We start from the raw sequence: 17,755 nt of genomic DNA, 5'->3' as shown, positions 1-17,755 counted from the left end.
GGCTCAATAGTCGGGCTGCCAGTCGACGCGGATCAGGCGCCCTGGAAGGTCGACCTCGTCCACGAAAGCCGCGACGAAAGGCACCATGCGCTCGATCGGCTTGGCACCAGCCTCAGTGGCTTCGTGCTCGATGACCAGCGTCGTCTGCGGGCCAGTAGCCAGCAGTTCACGCACGATGCCGAGCACAACACCTTCGCGGTTGACGACAGACAGTCCGATCAGATCGACCCAGTAGTACTCGTCTTCGCCGACGGAAGGGAAGCTCGAACGCGGCACGAATACGCGCGATCCGCGAAGCGCCTCGGCGGCATTGCGATCGGGCACCTCGGGCGAGGCGGCAACGACGCAATCGGAGTGCTCCTTGGCCTCTCGGATCGGCAAGCGAAAAGCGCCAGCACCGTCAGCCGCACCGGGCGGCATCAGGAACCAGCGCTTGGAAGAAAAAAGCGCCTCGGGTTGGGCGCTGTGGGGCAAGACCTTGAACCAGCCCTTGATGCCCCACGCATCGGCAATGCGTCCGACTTCGATGGCGTCCGCCGGCAATTCGGCGGCTTCGAGGCCGGGCAACATGACCGATGGAAAGCGCGTACCGCCTCAGGCGGCAGCTTGGGGTGCTGCGGCGGCAGCTTGCTTGATCAGGCGAACGACGGTCGGGGAAGCTTGTGCGCCAACGCTCTTCCAGTAAGCCAGGCGGTCCTGGGCGATGCGGATGCTTTCCTCGGCGCCACGGGCGCCAGGGTTGTAGAAGCCCAGACGCTCGATGAAGCGGCCGTCACGGCGCTCACGCTTGTCCGAAACGACGATGTTGAAGAAAGGACGGCCCTTGGAGCCGCCGCGGGAAAGTCGAATGACGACCATGAATTATCCTTGGGTGGTACCGGCGGGCCGCCTTCATTTTTGAAATGCTGCCCTCTGATCCGGCGAGTTTTCCTTCCAGCGTTGAGACACGCGACGTGGCCACCCGGCCAGCGCACGCTAGAAAAGCCCGCGATTATAGCTCGACACTGCCCAGACATGCCAGAAATCACCATTCGGCCCAGCCAAGACAGCGATGTGCCTGCCATTGCCGCCATCTATGCCCATCACGTCCTGCACGGTACCGGCACCTTCGAAACAGAACCGCCCAGCGTGACCGACATGGCGGCCCGCCGAGCCGACGTGCTCTCCCGCGGCCTGCCTTATCTCGTGGCCGAATCGGAAGGTCGCGTGGTCGGCTTTGCGTATTGCAACTGGTTCAAGCCGCGGCCGGCCTATCGCTTTTCGGCCGAGGATTCGATCTACGTGGATGACGCAATGCGCGGGCAAGGTCTTGGCATTGCACTCCTGAAGGCGCTGGAGCTCGAGGCCGAAGCCGCCGGCGTGCGCAAGCTGATCGCAGTGATCGGCGATTCCGCCAATGCAGGCTCCATCGGTGTCCATCGCAAGCTTGGCTTCAGCGATGCGGGGGCGATCCGCAACTGCGGATGGAAGTTCGGTCGCTGGCTCGACATCGTGCTGATGGAAAAAGCCATTGGCGAAGGCAGCAACACGCACCCCGAATGAAGAACAAGACTGTCGCGGCCTGGCTGGCCTTTCTGGGCGGGCCGCTGGGCCTGCATCGCTTCTACCTCAAGGGACCGGGCGACACGATCGGCTGGCTGCTCCCGATTCCCACTGCCCTGGGCTTCTACGGGATCGAGCGCGCGCGCGAATTCGGCATGGACGACGGCGCGAGCTGGATCCTGATTCCGTTTCTCGGCTTCACCGTTGCCGCCTGCGCGCTGACGGCAATCGTCTACGGCCTGATGACGCCGGAAAAGTGGAACACCCGCTTCAACCCTCATGCGCCGATCGATGCGGCGGCTGGGGCGACGGGCTGGCTGACCATCGGCGCAGTGGCTCTGGCGCTGATGATCGGCGCCACGGTGCTGATGGCCAGCATTGCCTTCAGCTTCCAGCGCTACTTCGAACACCAGGTGGAACTGGGCCGCCAAATCTCGCAGTGAACGCGATGGGCGCGGCTTGCTGGCGGCGCGCATGTCGGCTTCGACTCAGAAGAGGCTCAGGCTGATCCAGTAGGCGATGGCCGCCACGAAGGCCGACGCGGGAATGGTGAAGATCCACGCCCAGACAATGTTGCCCGCCACACCCCAGCGCACCGCGCTCATGCGCTGACTGGCGCCCACGCCGACGATGGCGCCGGTGATCGTGTGCGTGGTCGACACCGGAATCCCCAGGAACGTCGCGAAGAACAGCGTCAGCGCCCCACCGGTCTCGGCACAGAACCCGCCCACAGGCTTGAGCTTGGTGATCTTCTGCCCCATGGTCTTGACGATGCGCCAGCCACCGAACATGGTTCCGAGCGCGATGGCCACGTAGCACGAGACGATGGTCCAAACCGGCGGCGAAGCGTCGGTGGGCGAGCTGTAGCCCGTGGCGATCAACAGCATCCAGATGATGCCGATGGTCTTCTGCGCGTCGTTGCCGCCGTGGCCGAGACTGTAGGCACCGGCCGAAACCAGCTGCAGTCGTCGGAACCACTTGTCGATGCGCGAAGGCGTGGCATGACGGAACACCCAAGCGACCAGCACCATCATCAAGGCGCCAAGCAGGAAGCCCAGCAAAGGCGACACAAAGATGAAGGCCACCGTCTTGAGAATGCCGCCTGCCACGAGCACGCTCGAGCCGGCCTTGGCCATCACCGCACCGACGATGCCGCCAATCAGCGCATGCGAGGAACTGCTGGGAATGCCGTAGTACCACGTCAACAGGTTCCAGGTGATTGCTCCGATGAGCGCCCCGAACACCACGTGCACATCCACGACACCGGGCTCGACAATGCCCTTGCCCACGGTCGCGGCCACGCTCAGGTGGAACACACCGATGGCCAGGAGGTTGAAGAAGGCGGCAAAAGCCACCGCCTGAAAGGGTTTGAGCACCCCGGTCGACACCACCGTTGCGATGGAATTCGCCGCGTCGTGGAAGCCGTTCATGAAGTCGAACGCGATCGCCAACCCGACGAGCACGATCACCATCCACAGGCTCGCCTGCATGGTCGTCATGGCGCGGGCCCGATCAGGAGTTCTCGAGGACGATGCCCTCGATCACGTTGGCGACGTCCTCGCACTTGTCGGTGATGGTCTCGAGCAGCTCGTAGATGGCCTTGAGCTTGATGACCTCTCGCACGTCCGGCTCTTCGCGAAACAGCTTGCTCATGGCGCTGCGCATGACGCGATCCGCGTCGGACTCCAGGCGATCGATCTCCTCGCAGGCCTTGAGCGTCGCCTCGGCCGTGGCCGGATCGGTGATCTTGCCCAGGTACTTGACCGCGTCCTTGACGCGCTCGCAGCACTTGACACACAGCGTGGTCAGGCGGGTGATCTCCTCGGTCATGTGGCGAACGTCGTACAGCGCCATGGTCTCGGCCGAGTCCTGGATCAGGTCTGCCACATCGTCCATCGTGTTGATGAGCTTGTGGATCTGCTCCCGGTCAATCGGCGTGATGAACGTCTTGTGCAACAAGCGATTGACGTCGTGCGTCACGCGGTCAGCCGCGCGCTCGGCATTGTCGACATCGCGGTTGTACTGCTCGCGCAGATGCAGGTCGTTGTAATGCGCCACCAGTTGTTCGAAGGCGCGGCTGGCCTCGACGATGCGCTCGGCATGCTGGTTGAACATCTCGAAGAAATTGCCCTCGCGGGGCATCAGCTTGCCGAACATGAATCGAGCTCCCTTTTTTGAAGGTGTAGGCGTGTGGGATGCAGACGCAGGCCAGGTACGGCCCAAGCGTGACAGTCGCGTGTCAGTTATGTGACAAAAACGACGAAGGTGCGGATTTTAGGCAAATCTCGCGACAGCCTGTCCGATTCGGTTTTTCGAAGCGGCATTCACAGCCGTTCAATCTGTTGCCCGGCCACTGCCTGGAGCTGGTCTGCGCTCACCCGCTCCGGCGCGATCTCCGCCAGCGGCAAAAGGACAAAAGCGCGCTGATTCATGCGCGGATGCGGCAGGGTAAGCCGCTGTGTATCCAGAGCCACCCCTTCCATGTCGAGCAGGTCGAGATCAAGCGTGCGCGGTGCATTGCGGTAGGGGCGTTCGCGCCCGGCGCGCTGCTCGATGGCCTGCAGTTGCTCCAGGAGGGCCAAAGGCTCCAGAGCCGTTTTCAGTTCGACGACGGCATTGATGAAATCGGGCCCCTTCGCGTCGACGGGCGCGCTGCGGTAAAGGGATGAGCGAGCAGCGACGCTGGAGGCCGTAATGTTGTCCAACGCCGCGATGGCATCTTCCACGGCCCGGCACGCGTCCCCCAGGTTTGCTCCGATCGCCACGAACGCGGCACGCGTCGCCGGGCCGGTGCCGCTTCCGGTCATGCCAAGTGCGGCTATTCGCCGGACGACGCGCCCGCCGCACCGCCGGCGCCACCAGCACCACCGGTGCGCGGCTTGCGGCGGCGCCGCCGCTTTCGGGGCGCGCTGGTGGAAGCTGACTCGTCCGCGCTTGCATCGTCGCCATCCTGGGACGGGTCATCGCCGGACTCCGGTCCGGCCGAATCGGATTCGCCGGTATCAGACGCACGTCCCTTCTGATTGGACCCGCCATCTCCACGCCGTGGCGCGCGCGTGTGCACCCGCTTGCCTTTTTGCTGCTCGTCCCGTACCTGGTCGAGCAGATCTTGCCGACGGACATCGTCCGCCGTGCTGAACTCCTGCCACCACTCGGCAATGGCCTCGCTCACTTCGCCAATGTCGGCGCGCAGGCGCATGAAATCGAATGCGGCGCGGAAGCGCGCTTGTTCCACCAGGCTGTACGGCGTGGCTCCGCTTCGCTTGTCGAAGCGCGGCTGCATCATCCAGATCTCGCGCATGTCGGTGCCGAGCTTGCCTCGGCCGGACACATCGCCGATTCGCGCGTTGAACACTTCGTCGATGGCATCCTGCAGCGCTGGGAACGGCGCCATGCCGCGCTGGCCGTTGCGGCCTTCCGTGCGACGCGCCCAGCCTTCGCGCACGTCGTTCCACAGCACGCAGGCCAGCAGGAAGCTGGGCGCGACGGTCTTGCCCTCGCTGACGCGGCGGTCGGTGTCAGCCAGGGCTGCCTTCACGAACGGCTGGTCAGCCCGCTCCACCACAACGTCGAGCAAGGGATAGATGCCCCGCTGCAGACCGAGGAAGCGCAATTGGGCGATCGTCGCAGCCGCATGGCCGGTCTGCAGAAGCTTGAGCATCTCGTCGAACAGCCGGCTTTGCGGCACGTCGGCGAGCAGTCGGCTCATCTCGACCAGGGGCGCGGCCGTCTTGGGCTCGAGCGTGAAGCCGCGCGCCGCCAACTTGGCCGAGAACCGAACGGCGCGGATGATGCGCACCGGATCTTCGCGATAGCGGGTGGCCGGATCGCCGATCATGCGCAGCACGCGCTTTTTCGCATCCTTGATGCCGTTGTGATAGTCGACGACGATCTGGCGCTGCGGGTCGTAGTACATGGCATTGACGCTGAAGTCGCGTCGGGCGGCATCTTCTTCCTGCGGGCCCCAGACGTTGTCGCGCAACACGCGTCCGCTGGCATCCACCGCATGCTTCATGGCGGCCAGTTCACCCTTGCTGGTGCGCTCGTTGCCCGTCACCTGGCCTGCGGCCGCGTTGTCCATGTAGGCGCGGAACGTCGAGACTTCGATGACTTCATGCTCGCGCCCGCGGCCATAAACCACGTGCACGATGCGAAAACGCCGCCCGATGATGAAGGCGCGACGGAAAAGCTGCTTGACCTGCTCCGGCGTGGCGTTGGTGGCCACGTCGAAGTCCTTGGGTCGCAGACCCAACAGGAGGTCGCGCACCGCGCCGCCCACGACGTAGGCCTCGAAGCCGGCGTCCTGCAGCGTGCTCACCACGTTCTTGGCGCGCTCGTCCACCAGGGCCGGGTCGATGCCATGGACTTCGACCGAATGTTCCTGGCGCTTGCCGAAGCGGCTCTTGCTGCCGCTCGCGGTGCCGGACTTGCCCAGCAGCTTGTCGATGAGTTTCTTGATCATTGTGTTGTTGTGTAGGAACGGGCATAGGCCCGCGCCAGGTCATTCATTCTCGAGCATTGCCCGGATCAGCGGGATCGTGATGGCACGCTGCGTGCGCAGCGCGTAGCCGTCGAGTTCGCGCAGCAGCTCCATCAGGCTGGCGAGATCCCGGCTGAAGCGATGCAGCATGTAGTTGAGCACTTCGTCCGTCAGCATGAGGCCGCGGTCGTCGGCCGCCTGGCGCAGCACCGCCCTTCGCTCGTCTTCGCCCAGCACCTGCAAGGCAAAGACATGTCCCCAGCCAAGTCGGGTCCTCAGGTCCTCGCGCAGTCCCAGATGCGCCGGTGGCAGGCTGCCGGCAGCGATCACCCCGCGCTGCAGGCTCTGCGCATTGACAAACCAGTTGAAGGCCGCATGCTGCTGAACAGCGTTGTAGCGCTCCACGTCGTCCATCACCACCGCGTCCCAGATTTCGTTGAAAGGCGGCGGGTCGTGCAGGCCCGCATGCAGCCACCCCACCCGCCCACCCTGCGCGGTCAAGGTGCCGCGCACCGCTTCGAGCAGATGCGTCTTGCCGCAGCCGCTGTCTCCCCAAAGGTAAGTGGGCACGGGCGAGTGCACGGCGACCGTGTCGCCGCTGCCGAGCCAGAGTTGGAGGTGACTGACGGCGGCTTCGTTCGGTCCCGCGAAGTAGCCTTCGAGCGTCGGACCCGTGGCCAAGCCGATGTCGAGCGCGAGCTGCTTCATGCGATGGGGGTTCGGGGCAGGGCCATGGCTGGCCCTTAAAATCGTGCGGAATTCTATCGGCCCAGCTCGCATGCCTCCTCATTCGACCTGGTGCAACCCTCTTCCCTCCTGTCCTTTCCCGCCAAGATCCCACCATGACCTCCGCCACTCCTGCACCCCTTAGCTACAAGGACGCCGGCGTCGACATCGACGCGGGAGACGCGCTGGTCGACCGCATCAAGCCCCTGGCCAAGCGCACCATGCGCGAAGGCGTCCTGGCCGGCATCGGCGGCTTCGGCGCCCTCTTCGAGGTACCCAAGCGCTACAAGGAGCCGGTGCTGGTTTCCGGCACGGACGGCGTCGGCACCAAGCTCAAGCTGGCCTTCGAATGGAACATGCACGACACGGTGGGCATCGACCTGGTGGGCATGAGCGTCAACGATGTGCTGGTGCAAGGCGCCGAGCCGCTGTTCTTCCTGGACTACTTCGCCTGCGGCAAGCTCGACGTCGAGACCGCAGCCGCGGTCGTCGGCGGCATTGCGCGCGGCTGCGAGTTCTCCGGCTGCGCGCTCATCGGCGGCGAGACGGCCGAGATGCCTGGCATGTATCCGGCCGGCGAGTACGACCTGGCGGGCTTTTGCGTCGGCGCGGTCGAGAAATCGAAGATCCTGAGCGGCGCCGACGTCAAGCCGGGCGACGTAGTGCTGGGCCTGGCCTCCAACGGGGTCCATTCCAACGGCTTTTCGCTGGTGCGCAAGGTGATCGAGCGCGCGGGCGCCGACCTGCCCGCCGCGCTGGACGGCAAGCCGTTCCGCGAAGCCGTGATGGCGCCGACTCGCCTGTACGTCAAGCCGGTGCTGGCAGCATTGGCGGCGCATCCGATCAAGGCCCTGGCGCACATCACCGGCGGCGGCTTGCTCGAGAACATCCCCCGCGTGCTTCCCGAAGGCACTGCGGCCCATCTCAAGAAGGGCAGCTGGCCCCAGACCGAGCTGTTCGCGTGGCTGCAGAAGGTGGCCGGCATCGACGACATCGAGATGAACCGCACCTTCAACAACGGCATCGGCATGGTCGTGGTCATCGCGGCCGAGCAAGCGGCCGCATGCGCAGCCGCCTTGCGTGAAGCCGGCGAGACCGTGCATCAGATCGGCGTGATCGCCGCGCGCGGCGAAGGCGCCGCGGTGGTCGTCGGCTGAACTCCTCCTCGCCCGACCGGCTGCCGATGGAAAGCCCACCCCGTGTCGCCGGCGCGGCCGTTCCGCGCCCGGTGCAGATGGCCAGCTATGCACTCATGGGTGCGGGACTCTTGCTGGTTCTGCACGTGCACCTGCTGGTGGCTTTGCTGGCGGTCTGCGTTGGATTCCTGAGCGTACGGTGGTTCACGCGCTGGACGCTGGCCGGAGCGCACCGCATCGGCCTGCGGCGTCAGCTTCCGCCGCAGCGCATGCGCTCGCTGATGCAGACGGTGGGCGCGACACTGGTTGCGCTCGCGCCTGTGGCCATACTCACCGGAACGCTCAGCCAATCGCGCGAGCTGCTGCTTGATGCCCCGGCCCAATACCGCGAACTGCTGGACTACACGGCCCGCACGGTCCTGGAGTTGCGCCTGAAGCTGCCGCCTGAAATCGCCATCTACCTGCCGGCCGGTTCGGACGATCTGCAATTGGTGGTGGCCAAGTACCTGCGTGAACAGGCCGGCGCCCTGGCCTTGGCCGGCCGCGCCTGGCTCAATGCCCTGCTCTTCGGCTACGTGGGCCTGATCGTGGGCGCGCTGGCCGCCAACAGCCGGCGCCCCGCCGGCTCGGGTCCGCTGACGCAGGCCATGCGCGAGCGCATCACCCTGTTCGGCGAGGCCTTCCGGCAAATCGTTGCCGCCCAGTTCTGGATCGCCGCCTTCAATTGCGCGCTGACCGCCGTATTTCTCCTGTTCGTGCTGCCGCAGTGGGACATTCACCTGCCCTATACGCCAGCACTGATCACGCTCACCTTCGTGGCCGGCCTGGTGCCGATCGTGGGCAACCTGATCTGCAACGGCGTCATCACGGTGGTGGGCCTCTCCGTCTCACCGCTGACCGCCCTGGCATGCCTGGCCTTCCTGATCCTGATCCACAAGGCCGAATATTTCATCAACGCCAAAGTGGTGGGCAGCCGCACGCAGATGGCCGTCTGGGAACTGCTGGCCGCCATGTTCGCGGCCGAGGCCATCTTCGGGCCTGCGGGACTGGTGGCAGCGCCCCTGTTCTACGCCTACCTGAAAAAAGAGTTGCAGGCCGCCCGGCTGGTCTAGGCGCCTGCCGGCATTCATGTCCTGATCTGATCGAATCTGGTCCGCCAGAGAATGGATCGATCCCGCTTGAAGGGCACAAAATCAATGCCTTCCCCATTGAACGGCCGATGCCGCCCGGACATGAACACCTGTCTCATAGTGATCGATGCACAAGAGTCGTTTCGCCATCGCCCCTTCTTCACCGAGCGGGACATGCCCGCCTGGCTGGCTGCACAGAATGCACTGATCGAAGGCGCCCGTGCCGTCGGGATGCCGATGGCGCGCGTTTTCCACGCGGACGGCCCGGAGCAGGCGTCCAATCCTTTTGCCCTGGCCTCCGGCCACGTCCGCCCTATCGAAGGCCTGGCGGACTTCGACGCTGACACCACCGTGTACAAGCGCCGTCACAGCGCTCTGGTCGGCACCGGGCTCGATGTCTGGCTCACGCAGCGCGGCATCGGCCGGCTGATCATCAGCGGCATCCGTACCGAGCAGTGCTGCGAAACCACTGCCCGTCACGCCAGCGACCTGGGGTGGTCGATCGACTTCGTCGCCGACGCCACCCTCACCTTCGACATGCAGCAGCCGGATGGCGCTCCGCTTTCCGCCGAGGCGATCAAGGCGCGCACCGCCACCGTGCTCAGCGGCCGCTTCGTGACGCTGTGCACCGCCGAACAGGCATTGGCGCGGGCGACCGATGCCGCCGGCAACCACTGAAGCCGTCGCATGCCTGCCACCTTGCGTGTGCTGATCCTCGCCTTCGACGGGGTCGAGGCGCTGGATTTCGCCGGGCCCTTCGAGGTCTTCACCACGGCCAGCCGGGTGAACTCACGTCGACGCGCCAACGACGCGACCCCGCTGTTCGACGTCAGGAGCGTCGCGGCCGATGCGTTCGTTCAGGCCCGCGCCGGGCTGAAGCTGCAGGTCGACTATCGCTTCGCGGACGCACCACAGGCCGACGTGCTCGTCATTCCTGGCGGCGTGGTCGACGATGCCTGCGCTGACGACGCGACGCGCCAATGGATCGCCACGCAGGCAAGCCGTGCCCAACGCATCGCTTCCGTGTGCACCGGCGCCTTTCTGCTGGCAGCCAGCAAAGTCCTGCGCGAGGGGCAGGCCACCACGCACTGGGAGGATGTCGCCGACCTGAGGGCGCGCTTTCCCGCACTGGATGTTCTTGAAGGGCCGCGCTGGGTTGCCAATGATCCGGGCGAACGCCTGCTCACCTCCGCCGGCATCAGCGCCGGCATCGACATGAGCCTGCATCTCGTCGAGTTGCTCGCCGGCCGCTCTCTCGCCCTGGCAACCGCGCGCCAGATGGATTACGCATGGACCGAGAACCAATGACGCGCCCCTATCGCGTCGTCTTCGCCCTGCTGCCGCACAGCCTCGCGCTCGATTGGGCCGGCCCGGCCGAAGCCTTGCGCATGGCCAACCAGATCCTGGCCGCCAACGGCCAGCCTGAATGCTTCCAGCTCGAATTCGTCGGCCCCAGCGCTTCGATGGCCACATCCGTCGGGGTGCAGTTGAGCGGCCTGTCGCCACTGCCAGTAGATCTCGCGACCCGTGGCCCGGCATGGGTCGTGTTGGTCGGCCTGCCCGGCAAGACCATCGACGTGCGCAGCGAGGCGGCCCAGAGGCTCAACGGCTGGCTGCAAAGCCTGAGGCTGGCGACAGGTCAACTCGAGTTGATCTGCGTCTGCGCGGGCGCGCTGCTGGCGGCGCAAGCCGGCTTGCTCACCGGAAAGCGCGCGACCACCCATCACCACCATCTGGACGAACTTCGAAACGCCGACGCGCGTTGCGACGTGGTGTCGAACCGGGTCTTCGTGCTCGACCCACCGGTCTACAGCAGCGCCGGCGTGACGACGGGGATCGATCTCATCCTGCACCGCATCGGCGAGGTCTGCGGCCCGGCACTGGCCGCTCGGGTGGCGCAGGGACTGGTCGTTGCCCAGCGGCGGGGGCCGAACGATCCGGAACTCTCGCCGTTCCTGGCTTTCCGCCATCACCTGCATCCAGCCTTGCATCGCGTGCAGGACGCGGTGAGCGAGCGGCCGGACGAAGACTGGAACGTGGCTCGAATGGCCGAGCTCGCTCACGCTTCACCACGGCACCTGACACGACTCTTCCTGGAGCATGCGGGTGTGGCGCCACTGGCCTACCTGCGCCAGCTGCGCCTGGCCAGCGCGCAAGTGGCGCTGCGTGGCGGCGCCAGCGTCACGCGTGCCGCCCAGCTTGCCGGTTTCAGTTCAGACACTCAGCTCAGACGTGCCTGGCAGCGCTTCGGTCCTGGCGGCTCACCACGAGCCCTGCGGCCCACGACCGACTGAAAGCGCCGGATCAGGACCCCAGCACTTGGTACCAGTGCGTGGGCAGCAGTTGACGCACTTGCTCGGCCAGCGAGCCGAACATCCGGCCCGCCAGGCTGGCCTCGGGTTCGCCGAACACGATCCGGTCGCAGCAGAACCTGCGCGCCGCCTCGGCGATCACTTCCGCGCTTCGGCCTGTGAGCACGGTGCTGGCATAGGGAATGCCGGCATCGTCGAGCATGTCCTGCGCGGTGGCCAGTGCATCACGACCGGCCTCTTGCTGCAGCCGGCGCAGCTCCTCGACGCCGAAATACATCGCCACGTGCCCGTTCAACTGAGGCTGCACGTTCACAAGCCGAAGCTGGACCGGCTCTGAGCGATAGATGCGGATCGCCTGGGCGACGGCGCTGCGGGTGCGCGCCGGCTCGCCCTCATCGATCGGAATCAGGATCTGACGCATGACACACAGCCGTTGCCGCGATCAGGCCGCGTCCACCGCCGCAGACTCCGTGCGGGACGCGGCAGCCTGCCGCGCCGCACGCTTGGCAAGCCACAAGCCCACCGCAACCACCAGCACGGCACCGGTCGGCGGCAGCACGTTGTGCATGAAGTGATGCGTTTCCATCCAGCCAACCACCGACGGATCGGTCAGGGCCATTTCACCGGCCACCCAACCCAAAAGCGCAGCGCCGGCAGTGACGATGATCGGGAAGCGGTCCATCAGCTTCAGGATGATCTGGCTGCCGAAGATGATGAGCGGAATGCTGACGACCAGGCCGATGACGAGCAGAGGCACGTTGCCCTTGGCAGCCGCGGCCACGCCGATGACGTTGTCCAGGCTCATGACCAGGTCGGCAATGATGATCGTCTTGATGGCAGCGGCCAGGCCGGTGTGCCCTTCCATCTCGTCGTCGTCTCCGTCGCCCTTGAGCAGGCCGACGCCGATCCACAGCAAGAGCGCAGCGCCGATGAGCTTGAGATAGGGCAGCGACAGCAGGTAGACGGCAAAGAAGGTCAGCACCACGCGCAACACGATGGCGCCGACGCTCCCGAAGATGATCGCCTTCTTCTGCTGCTGAGGCGGCAGGGAGCGGCAGGCCAGCGCGATGACGACCGCGTTGTCGCCCGACAAGACGATGTTGATCAGAATGATCTGCGACAGCGCGACCCAGAACTCGGTACTGGCCAGCATTTCCATGGGGTTGTCTCCTAGGCAGGGAAAAAAACGCGCGGCCACTGCGGCCGCGCTTCAACCCCGAGCCTAGAGAGCTGGCCTGTCAGGCTTCTGGCGTTGGGCTGTCAGGAAACTGATGCCAAGCTGTCAGCCAGCTGACAGCGCTCGCCCTCAAGCCTTCGGAAAGATCACGCTGAACGTGTTGCCCACCCCGTCGCTGTCCTCCTCCAGGGTGATTCGCGCCTTGTGCAAGGTGGCGATTTCGCTGGCGATCGCCAGGCCCAGGCCGGACCCATCTTCGGGCGTTCCCAGCAGTCGGTGGAAACGCTCGAAAACGCGGGCTCGCTCCACCACGGGAATCGCCGGTCCGTCATCGCTGATCGCCAGTTGCACGTGGTCGGCGTCGGTCTCGCTCACGCGGACCGTCACCCGGCCGTCGCGTTCGCTGTACCGGATGGCGTTGTCGATCAGGTTGTTGATGAGTTCGCGCAAGCGGTCGGGCTCGGCGGCAATCATCATCGGCCGGCGCACGCCCTCGAAGCCCAGGTCGATGCCCCGGCGGATGGCCTGCGGCACCCAGTCCATGCCCACCTGCAGCGCAAATGCATCCAAATCGAGCGGCTGCAGCTGTACCGCATCGAGGGCGCCCGGCTCGTTGCGGGCCAGCGAGAGCAGCTGGCGCACCAGTCTCGATAGCCGGTCCGCGCTCACGTAGAGCTGGGCGATGGCATGTCGCAGGCGTTCAGGATCCGACTCGCGCAAGGCCAGCTCGATCTGCGCCTTCAGGCCGCTCACGGGCGTCTTGAGCTGATGGGCCGCATCGGCCACGAAACGGTTCTGGAACTCGAAGGTGCGGCCCAGGCGCGACATCAGGTCGTTCACTTCGTCGACCAACGGGCGAACCTCCCCCGGCACGTTGTCGGTGGCCAGTGGGCTGAGGTCGAGATGCGAGCGATCCGAGACGGCGCGGCGCAAACGCGCCAGCGGCGCGAGCCCGCGCTTGACGCCGAACCAGACGATGAACGTGGCGATGAGGATCAGCAGCAACTGCGGCGCCACGATGCTCAGCAGCATTTCCCAGGCCAGGGTGTTGCGCTTGTTGAGCGTCTCGGCCACCTGAATCAGCACGCGAGGCGACGCGGCGCGCTCCGAGGCCGGCATCCACGCTTCGACAAAGCGCACCGGCTCGTCATGAAGTTGGTCGCCGAAGTAGCGCGGGGGCGCCCCCGGCGCGAGCAGCGCAGGAACGATGTCGGGGTCGCCGCCCAGCACGGTGCCGTCCTCCGCGGCCAGCCTGAAGCTCAGGCGGTCCTGCGGATCGCGCAGCAGCACGTCGGCCGCGCCTTGCGACAGATCCAGGCGAGGCCGGCCGTCTTCGACACGCACGTGCAGCACGATCTCTCGCGCGATCTCATGCAGGGAGCGGTCATAGGCCAAGTTGGCCAGGCGCACCGATGTCCACCAGGCCGCGGCGGCATCCAGGGCCAGCAGCGCGAGCAGCGGAACGAGCAGCAGCACCAGCAGCTTTCGCTGCAGCCGCGGCTCGGGTTTATGCATCGGCGCGTTCCATCAGATAGCCCATGCCGCGCACGGTGCGGATCTCGCAGCCCAGCGGCTCCAGCTTCCTGCGCAGCCGATACACATGCACCTCGATCGCGTTGTCACCGACTTCGTCGGCCCACCCGTAGAGATGATTGACCATCTGTTCCTTGCTGACCACGCGGCCTTCGCGCATGAGCAGCAGTTCGAGCACCGCCAGTTCGCGAGGAGAAAGCTCCAGCGGCTTGCCGTCATGAAAGACGCGCCGGCCCACCGTGTCGAAGCGCAGCGCACCGTGCTCCAGCCAAGGGGTCGAATTGCTGCCGCGCCGCAGCAGCGCACGCACGCGTGCTTCCAGCTCCGGCAGGTCGAAAGGCTTGGCCAGGTAGTCGTCGGCGCCCAGGTCCAGGCCTCGTACACGGTCCTCGAGGCGGTCAAACGCAGTGAGGATCAACACCGGCATGGTGGAGCGTCGCTCGCGCAGGCGACGCAGCACGTCCAGGCCGCTCAGGCCCGGCAGGCCGATGTCCAGGATGGCGAGGTCGTAGGTGGCCGCCGCCAGCGCGCCATCGGCCTCTTCTCCGGTGGCGGCCAGATCGACCGCATGGGCGGCCTGGCTCAGTGCCCGCGAAAGCACGTCGGCAAGCACCTTGTCATCCTCGACCACAAGAATTCTCATGACGGGATGCTAGTTCACAACCGGCCCACAATTGCTGGAGTTGCAGCGGGCCCGGCCCGATCCCGGGCAACGCCTAGAGATAGCCGCAAAAGCGCAACAGATGTCCGTCCGGCTCCCGGATGGCAAATTCGCGCAGCCCCCAGGGTTGCGAGGTCGGGGCTTCCACCACCGTCACACCTCGGCTGACGTAGGCGTTGTGCAGGCCGTCCACATCGCGGCCCACATGGATCACGATCTCGCCTTTCCAGCCCGATGCACCGCCGCTGCGGCACTGCCAGAGGCGGATGTAGACCGGGTCGCCGTGCCGCCGATCGGTACCCTTCTTGACGCGGGCGTAGCTCGGTGGTTCGCCGGCGATGAAGTCGATCTCGAATCCCAGCACGTCGCAGAAATAGCGGGCGGCACGAGTGACATCGGCCACCGGAAGGACCGGCTGGACACCATGGAACTGGTGGCGCGTGCCCAGGTCCGGAGTCACTCCTTGAGGCGACGCAAGGGCGCCCGGATCGGCATGGCCCGGACCGCTCGGGTCGGCAGGATCGCTCATGGAGCGCCTCGGCGCGCTGCGCGCCGAAGCGCCGCACAACGCTCGCCGATCACCTCGACATCGAGCGCATCCTCGGCATGAGCCATGTAGGTTTCGAGGTCGCGCAGGGCCTGGGCCGTGCTGCCTTGGGCGGCGTGGGCCAGACCGCGGTCGCGGTATTCCGCCCACGCCTGCGGCATCAGCACCACCAGCCTGTTCTGCACCGCGATCGCGCGCGGCCAGTCTTCCTGCGACTGATGCACTTCCTTGAGATTGCGCAGCATGCGGGCGATGATCTCGCGCGGCGTGGCTGGCTGGAGGTAGATGCCCAGCGGGACGTCGAACTCGCCCACCAACCCGTGGCTACGCTTGTACGGTTCCAGGCGCTCGACCAGCTCTTCGCGCGACAGCGAATGACCGGTGAAGGGGTCGAGCACGACCTGGCCCTTGGGCATGGTCACCTTGATCATGAAATGCCCCGGAAAGCTCACGCCGCAGGCATGCAGGTTCAGCCCCTGCGCCAACTCCAGCCACAGCACCGCCAGCGAAATGGGAATCCCGCGCCGGGTACGAAGCACCGCATTCAGATAGCTGTTGTCGGGGTCGTAGTAGTCGTTGACGTTGCCGCCAAAACTCAGGTCGTGAAAGAAGAACTGGTTGAGCACCCGCAGGCGCTGCAGCGGCGCCGCATCTGCGGCAAGTCGTCGGCGCAGGCGGGCGAGCAACTGATCCACATCGCCGAGCACCTGTTGAACATCCAGGTCGGGGTATTCATCTTGCGCCAGGCTGGCGGCGGCCTCCAGCAGGGGAAACTGCTCGTCGCTTTGGACGAGCATGCCGAAATACTCGAGTGCGGTCGGCGCAGAAATACTCAGAGACATGAGGCTTTTTAGTGGAGCCGACCGGGGGCGTCAAGGCGCAGCGGGCATTGACAAGCGCCGCCACGGTGCGCCGCTACTGGCGCAGCATCCGCCGAAGATTCATCCCGGTGGCCAGCAACACACCGAAATAGCTCACGGCCGCGCCGACCAGAAGCGCCGCCAACAGGCCTATGCGCGACAGGGGCCGGGCGCGCAAGGCCACCCAATCGAAATGATGCGCCCCCCAATAGAGCAAGGCGCCCAGCGCCAAGGAAGCCAGCAGTACCCGAGCGATGAACATCGGCCAGCCCGCCAAAGGACGGAACAGCTTCGCGCGCAACAGGCCGAACAGGAGCCACAGCGAATTGACCAGCGCACCGATTCCGATGGACAGCGTCAACGCTGCGTGCTGCAGGTGCGGCACCAGGAAAAAGTTGAGCACCTGGGTCAGGATCAGAACGCACACGGCGATTCGCACCGGCGTTCGCATGTCGTGCTTGGCGTAGTAACCGGGCGCCAGAACCTTGATGGCCACGATGCCCAGCAAACCCACGCCGTAACCCAGCAGCGCTGCCGTTGTGCGAGCAACGTCGCTCGCCTGGTACTGGCCGTAGTGAAAAAGCACGGCGACCAATGGCCCGGCAAACACCAGCAGGGCCACCGCCGCCGGCACGGAAAGCAGCACCACCAGGCGCAGGCCCCAGTCGAGCAATTGCGAATAGCGAGCGTCGTCGCCCTTGGCGCGAGCGCCCGCCAATTGCGGCATCAGCACCACGCCCAGAGCCACCCCAAGCAGCGCTGTAGGAAATTCCATCAGCCGATCTGCATTCGTGACCCACGTGACGCTTCCCGGCGCCAGGTGAGACGCGATCTGCGTGTTGATGAGCAAAGACAACTGCGCCACGCTGACGCCCAGCAAGGCGGGCAACATCAGGCTGGCGACCTTGCGGGTGGTCGGATCCGCCCAGGCCGCGCGCACCGCGCTCAGGCTGGCGCCGATGCGAGGCAGCAATCCCAGGCGACGCAAGGCCGGCAATTGCAGCGCCAGTTGCAAGATCCCGCCCAGCATGACGCCGACGCACTGGGCGTAGATGGGCTCGATGCCCATGCGCCGAAATGCAGGCGCCCCCAACACGATGGAGCCGATCAGGCACAGGTTGAGCAACACCGGCGACGCGGCCGGCACCGCGAACTTCTTCCAGGTGTTGAGCACGCCGCCGGCGAGCGCCACCAGCGACATGAAGCCGATGTAAGGAAACATCCAGCGCGTCATGACGACAGCGGCATCGAAGCCGTGGTCGGTCTGCTTCAGGCCGCTGGCCATCGCCCACACCAGCAGCGGCGCCGCGATCACGCCGGCCACGGAGAGCAGCACCACCGCCCAGGTCAGCAACGTCGCGACGTGATCGATCAGCACCCTCGCACCGCTCTCGCCCTCCTCGGCCTTGCGGGCAGCCAGAACTGGCACGAACGCCTGACTGAAAGCGCCTTCGCCGAATACGCGGCGAAACAGGTTGGGAATGCGGAAGGCGACGTTGAAGGCGTCGGTCAGGGCGCTCACGCCGAACACCGATGCCATGAGAACGTCGCGGATCAACCCGGTGATGCGCGAGGCAAGGGTCAGGAGCGAGACGGTGGAGGCGGACTTGAGCAAAGACACCGCCCGAGTGTAGGGGAGCGCAGGTCACCA

General features: G+C 65.7%; 21 protein-coding genes. 7 read left to right on the top strand and 14 right to left on the bottom strand.

Going from position 1 to position 17,755, the window contains the following annotated elements; genetic code table 11:
- Positions 1–3 precede the first annotated feature (3 nt).
- Both rimM and rpsP read right to left on the bottom strand, forming a co-directional pair.
- A complete protein-coding gene (gene rimM / locus QTH91_RS04110) occupies positions 4–570 on the bottom strand; it encodes a ribosome maturation factor RimM (RefSeq protein ID WP_286658752.1) in 567 nt (188 codons plus the stop codon).
- Between the two features lie 24 nt (positions 571–594).
- The gene (gene rpsP, locus QTH91_RS04105; RefSeq protein ID WP_286658751.1) at positions 595–858 is read right to left on the bottom strand and encodes a 30S ribosomal protein S16; all 264 of its coding nucleotides are present in this window, start codon (positions 856–858) and stop codon (positions 595–597) included.
- A gap of 156 nt (positions 859–1,014) precedes the next feature.
- On the opposite strand from rpsP, the gene QTH91_RS04100 reads away from it, so the two are divergent.
- Both QTH91_RS04100 and QTH91_RS04095 read left to right on the top strand, forming a co-directional pair.
- Positions 1,015–1,542, top strand: a complete 528-nt coding sequence (locus QTH91_RS04100; protein WP_286658750.1) for a GNAT family N-acetyltransferase — start codon at positions 1,015–1,017, stop codon at positions 1,540–1,542.
- Positions 1,539–1,985 (top strand): NINE protein, encoded by a 447-nt coding sequence (locus QTH91_RS04095; RefSeq protein WP_286658749.1) that lies wholly within the window; start codon positions 1,539–1,541, stop codon positions 1,983–1,985. The genes QTH91_RS04100 and QTH91_RS04095 overlap by 4 nt, the downstream gene beginning before the upstream one ends.
- Before the next feature lie 45 nt (positions 1,986–2,030).
- Here the strand turns inward: QTH91_RS04095 and QTH91_RS04090 are convergent, their stop codons facing one another.
- The 5 genes from QTH91_RS04090 to hda all read right to left on the bottom strand — a co-directional run bounded on the left by QTH91_RS04090 (position 2,031) and on the right by hda (position 6,730).
- Positions 2,031–3,041: an inorganic phosphate transporter gene (locus tag QTH91_RS04090; RefSeq protein ID WP_286658748.1), complete on the bottom strand. Its 1,011-nt coding sequence runs from the start codon at positions 3,039–3,041 to the stop codon at positions 2,031–2,033.
- A gap of 13 nt (positions 3,042–3,054) precedes the next feature.
- Positions 3,055–3,699, bottom strand: a complete 645-nt coding sequence (locus QTH91_RS04085) for a DUF47 domain-containing protein (RefSeq protein WP_286658747.1) — start codon at positions 3,697–3,699, stop codon at positions 3,055–3,057.
- Between the two features lie 167 nt (positions 3,700–3,866).
- Positions 3,867–4,349 (bottom strand): 2-amino-4-hydroxy-6-hydroxymethyldihydropteridine diphosphokinase, encoded by a 483-nt coding sequence (folK, locus tag QTH91_RS04080; protein ID WP_286658746.1) that lies wholly within the window; start codon positions 4,347–4,349, stop codon positions 3,867–3,869.
- An 11-nt stretch (positions 4,350–4,360) separates the two neighbouring features.
- Positions 4,361–6,004 (bottom strand): polynucleotide adenylyltransferase PcnB, encoded by a 1,644-nt coding sequence (gene pcnB, locus QTH91_RS04075; protein WP_286658745.1) that lies wholly within the window; start codon positions 6,002–6,004, stop codon positions 4,361–4,363.
- Positions 6,005–6,043: 39 nt separating this feature from the next.
- On the bottom strand, positions 6,044–6,730 hold the full coding sequence (gene hda, locus QTH91_RS04070) for a DnaA regulatory inactivator Hda (RefSeq protein ID WP_286658744.1): 687 nt from the start codon (positions 6,728–6,730) through the stop codon (positions 6,044–6,046).
- Positions 6,731–6,864: 134 nt separating this feature from the next.
- Between hda and purM the strand changes: the two genes are divergently transcribed.
- The 5 genes from purM (at position 6,865) to QTH91_RS04045 (ending at position 11,308) form a co-directional block, all read left to right on the top strand.
- Positions 6,865–7,905: a phosphoribosylformylglycinamidine cyclo-ligase gene (gene purM, locus QTH91_RS04065; RefSeq protein ID WP_286658743.1), complete on the top strand. Its 1,041-nt coding sequence runs from the start codon at positions 6,865–6,867 to the stop codon at positions 7,903–7,905.
- A 26-nt stretch (positions 7,906–7,931) separates the two neighbouring features.
- On the top strand, positions 7,932–8,996 hold the full coding sequence (locus QTH91_RS04060) for an AI-2E family transporter (protein ID WP_286658742.1): 1,065 nt from the start codon (positions 7,932–7,934) through the stop codon (positions 8,994–8,996).
- A gap of 120 nt (positions 8,997–9,116) precedes the next feature.
- Positions 9,117–9,692 (top strand): isochorismatase family protein, encoded by a 576-nt coding sequence (locus tag QTH91_RS04055; protein WP_286658741.1) that lies wholly within the window; start codon positions 9,117–9,119, stop codon positions 9,690–9,692.
- Positions 9,693–9,701: 9 nt separating this feature from the next.
- Positions 9,702–10,322 (top strand): DJ-1/PfpI family protein, encoded by a 621-nt coding sequence (locus QTH91_RS04050; protein WP_286658740.1) that lies wholly within the window; start codon positions 9,702–9,704, stop codon positions 10,320–10,322.
- Positions 10,304–11,308 carry a GlxA family transcriptional regulator gene (locus QTH91_RS04045; protein WP_286658739.1) on the top strand — a complete coding sequence of 335 codons (1,005 nt, stop codon included), beginning with the start codon at positions 10,304–10,306 and terminating at the stop codon, positions 11,306–11,308. The genes QTH91_RS04050 and QTH91_RS04045 overlap by 19 nt, the downstream gene beginning before the upstream one ends.
- Before the next feature lie 10 nt (positions 11,309–11,318).
- On the opposite strand, the gene QTH91_RS04040 is transcribed toward QTH91_RS04045, so the two are convergent.
- The 7 genes from QTH91_RS04040 to murJ form a co-directional block, all read right to left on the bottom strand.
- Positions 11,319–11,747 carry a universal stress protein gene (locus QTH91_RS04040; RefSeq protein ID WP_286658738.1) on the bottom strand — a complete coding sequence of 143 codons (429 nt, stop codon included), beginning with the start codon at positions 11,745–11,747 and terminating at the stop codon, positions 11,319–11,321.
- Between the two features lie 21 nt (positions 11,748–11,768).
- Complete coding sequence (locus QTH91_RS04035) at positions 11,769–12,485, bottom strand: TerC family protein (RefSeq protein ID WP_286658737.1); 717 nt, start codon at positions 12,483–12,485, stop codon at positions 11,769–11,771.
- A gap of 147 nt (positions 12,486–12,632) precedes the next feature.
- Positions 12,633–14,018: a sensor histidine kinase gene (locus QTH91_RS04030; protein WP_286658736.1), complete on the bottom strand. Its 1,386-nt coding sequence runs from the start codon at positions 14,016–14,018 to the stop codon at positions 12,633–12,635.
- Positions 14,011–14,679, bottom strand: a complete 669-nt coding sequence (locus QTH91_RS04025) for a response regulator (RefSeq protein ID WP_286658735.1) — start codon at positions 14,677–14,679, stop codon at positions 14,011–14,013. Before QTH91_RS04025 ends, QTH91_RS04030 begins: the two co-directional genes overlap by 8 nt.
- Positions 14,680–14,752: 73 nt before the next feature.
- The gene (locus QTH91_RS04020; protein WP_286658734.1) at positions 14,753–15,226 is read right to left on the bottom strand and encodes a bleomycin resistance protein; all 474 of its coding nucleotides are present in this window, start codon (positions 15,224–15,226) and stop codon (positions 14,753–14,755) included.
- Positions 15,223–16,086, bottom strand: a complete 864-nt coding sequence (locus QTH91_RS04015; protein WP_286658733.1) for a SirB1 family protein — start codon at positions 16,084–16,086, stop codon at positions 15,223–15,225. The genes QTH91_RS04020 and QTH91_RS04015 overlap by 4 nt, the downstream gene beginning before the upstream one ends.
- Before the next feature lie 73 nt (positions 16,087–16,159).
- On the bottom strand, positions 16,160–17,725 hold the full coding sequence (murJ, locus tag QTH91_RS04010; protein WP_286658732.1) for a murein biosynthesis integral membrane protein MurJ: 1,566 nt from the start codon (positions 17,723–17,725) through the stop codon (positions 16,160–16,162).
- Between the last annotated feature and the right edge of the window lie 30 nt (positions 17,726–17,755).

This window comes from Variovorax dokdonensis (assembly GCF_030316895.1).
In the GTDB taxonomy this organism is placed as follows: domain Bacteria; phylum Pseudomonadota; class Gammaproteobacteria; order Burkholderiales; family Burkholderiaceae_C; genus Variovorax; species Variovorax dokdonensis.
Note: the sequence above shows the minus strand (reverse complement) of the source record. Positions and strands in the feature narration are given on the sequence as shown.

Bases quoted from the DNA above. Each gene is read 5' to 3' on its own strand.
- hda (WP_286658744.1), bottom strand. From the start codon at position 6,730: ATGAAGCAGCTCGCGCTCGACATCGGCTTGGCCACGGGTCCGACGCTC.
- pcnB (WP_286658745.1), bottom strand. From the start codon at position 6,004: ATGATCAAGAAACTCATCGACAAGCTGCTGGGCAAGTCCGGCACCGCG.
- QTH91_RS04025 (WP_286658735.1), bottom strand. From the start codon at position 14,679: ATGAGAATTCTTGTGGTCGAGGATGACAAGGTGCTTGCCGACGTGCTT.
- QTH91_RS04035 (WP_286658737.1), bottom strand. From the start codon at position 12,485: ATGGAAATGCTGGCCAGTACCGAGTTCTGGGTCGCGCTGTCGCAGATC.
- rimM (WP_286658752.1), bottom strand. From the start codon at position 570: ATGTTGCCCGGCCTCGAAGCCGCCGAATTGCCGGCGGACGCCATCGAA.
- QTH91_RS04090 (WP_286658748.1), bottom strand. From the start codon at position 3,041: ATGACGACCATGCAGGCGAGCCTGTGGATGGTGATCGTGCTCGTCGGG.
- purM (WP_286658743.1), top strand. From the start codon at position 6,865: ATGACCTCCGCCACTCCTGCACCCCTTAGCTACAAGGACGCCGGCGTC.
- QTH91_RS04030 (WP_286658736.1), bottom strand. From the start codon at position 14,018: ATGCATAAACCCGAGCCGCGGCTGCAGCGAAAGCTGCTGGTGCTGCTG.
- QTH91_RS04045 (WP_286658739.1), top strand. From the start codon at position 10,304: ATGGACCGAGAACCAATGACGCGCCCCTATCGCGTCGTCTTCGCCCTG.
- QTH91_RS04085 (WP_286658747.1), bottom strand. From the start codon at position 3,699: ATGTTCGGCAAGCTGATGCCCCGCGAGGGCAATTTCTTCGAGATGTTC.
- QTH91_RS04100 (WP_286658750.1), top strand. From the start codon at position 1,015: ATGCCAGAAATCACCATTCGGCCCAGCCAAGACAGCGATGTGCCTGCC.
- folK (WP_286658746.1), bottom strand. From the start codon at position 4,349: ATGACCGGAAGCGGCACCGGCCCGGCGACGCGTGCCGCGTTCGTGGCG.
- QTH91_RS04040 (WP_286658738.1), bottom strand. From the start codon at position 11,747: ATGCGTCAGATCCTGATTCCGATCGATGAGGGCGAGCCGGCGCGCACC.
- QTH91_RS04060 (WP_286658742.1), top strand. From the start codon at position 7,932: ATGGAAAGCCCACCCCGTGTCGCCGGCGCGGCCGTTCCGCGCCCGGTG.
- QTH91_RS04095 (WP_286658749.1), top strand. From the start codon at position 1,539: ATGAAGAACAAGACTGTCGCGGCCTGGCTGGCCTTTCTGGGCGGGCCG.
- QTH91_RS04055 (WP_286658741.1), top strand. From the start codon at position 9,117: ATGAACACCTGTCTCATAGTGATCGATGCACAAGAGTCGTTTCGCCAT.
- QTH91_RS04015 (WP_286658733.1), bottom strand. From the start codon at position 16,086: ATGTCTCTGAGTATTTCTGCGCCGACCGCACTCGAGTATTTCGGCATG.
- QTH91_RS04020 (WP_286658734.1), bottom strand. From the start codon at position 15,226: ATGAGCGATCCTGCCGACCCGAGCGGTCCGGGCCATGCCGATCCGGGC.
- QTH91_RS04050 (WP_286658740.1), top strand. From the start codon at position 9,702: ATGCCTGCCACCTTGCGTGTGCTGATCCTCGCCTTCGACGGGGTCGAG.
- rpsP (WP_286658751.1), bottom strand. From the start codon at position 858: ATGGTCGTCATTCGACTTTCCCGCGGCGGCTCCAAGGGCCGTCCTTTC.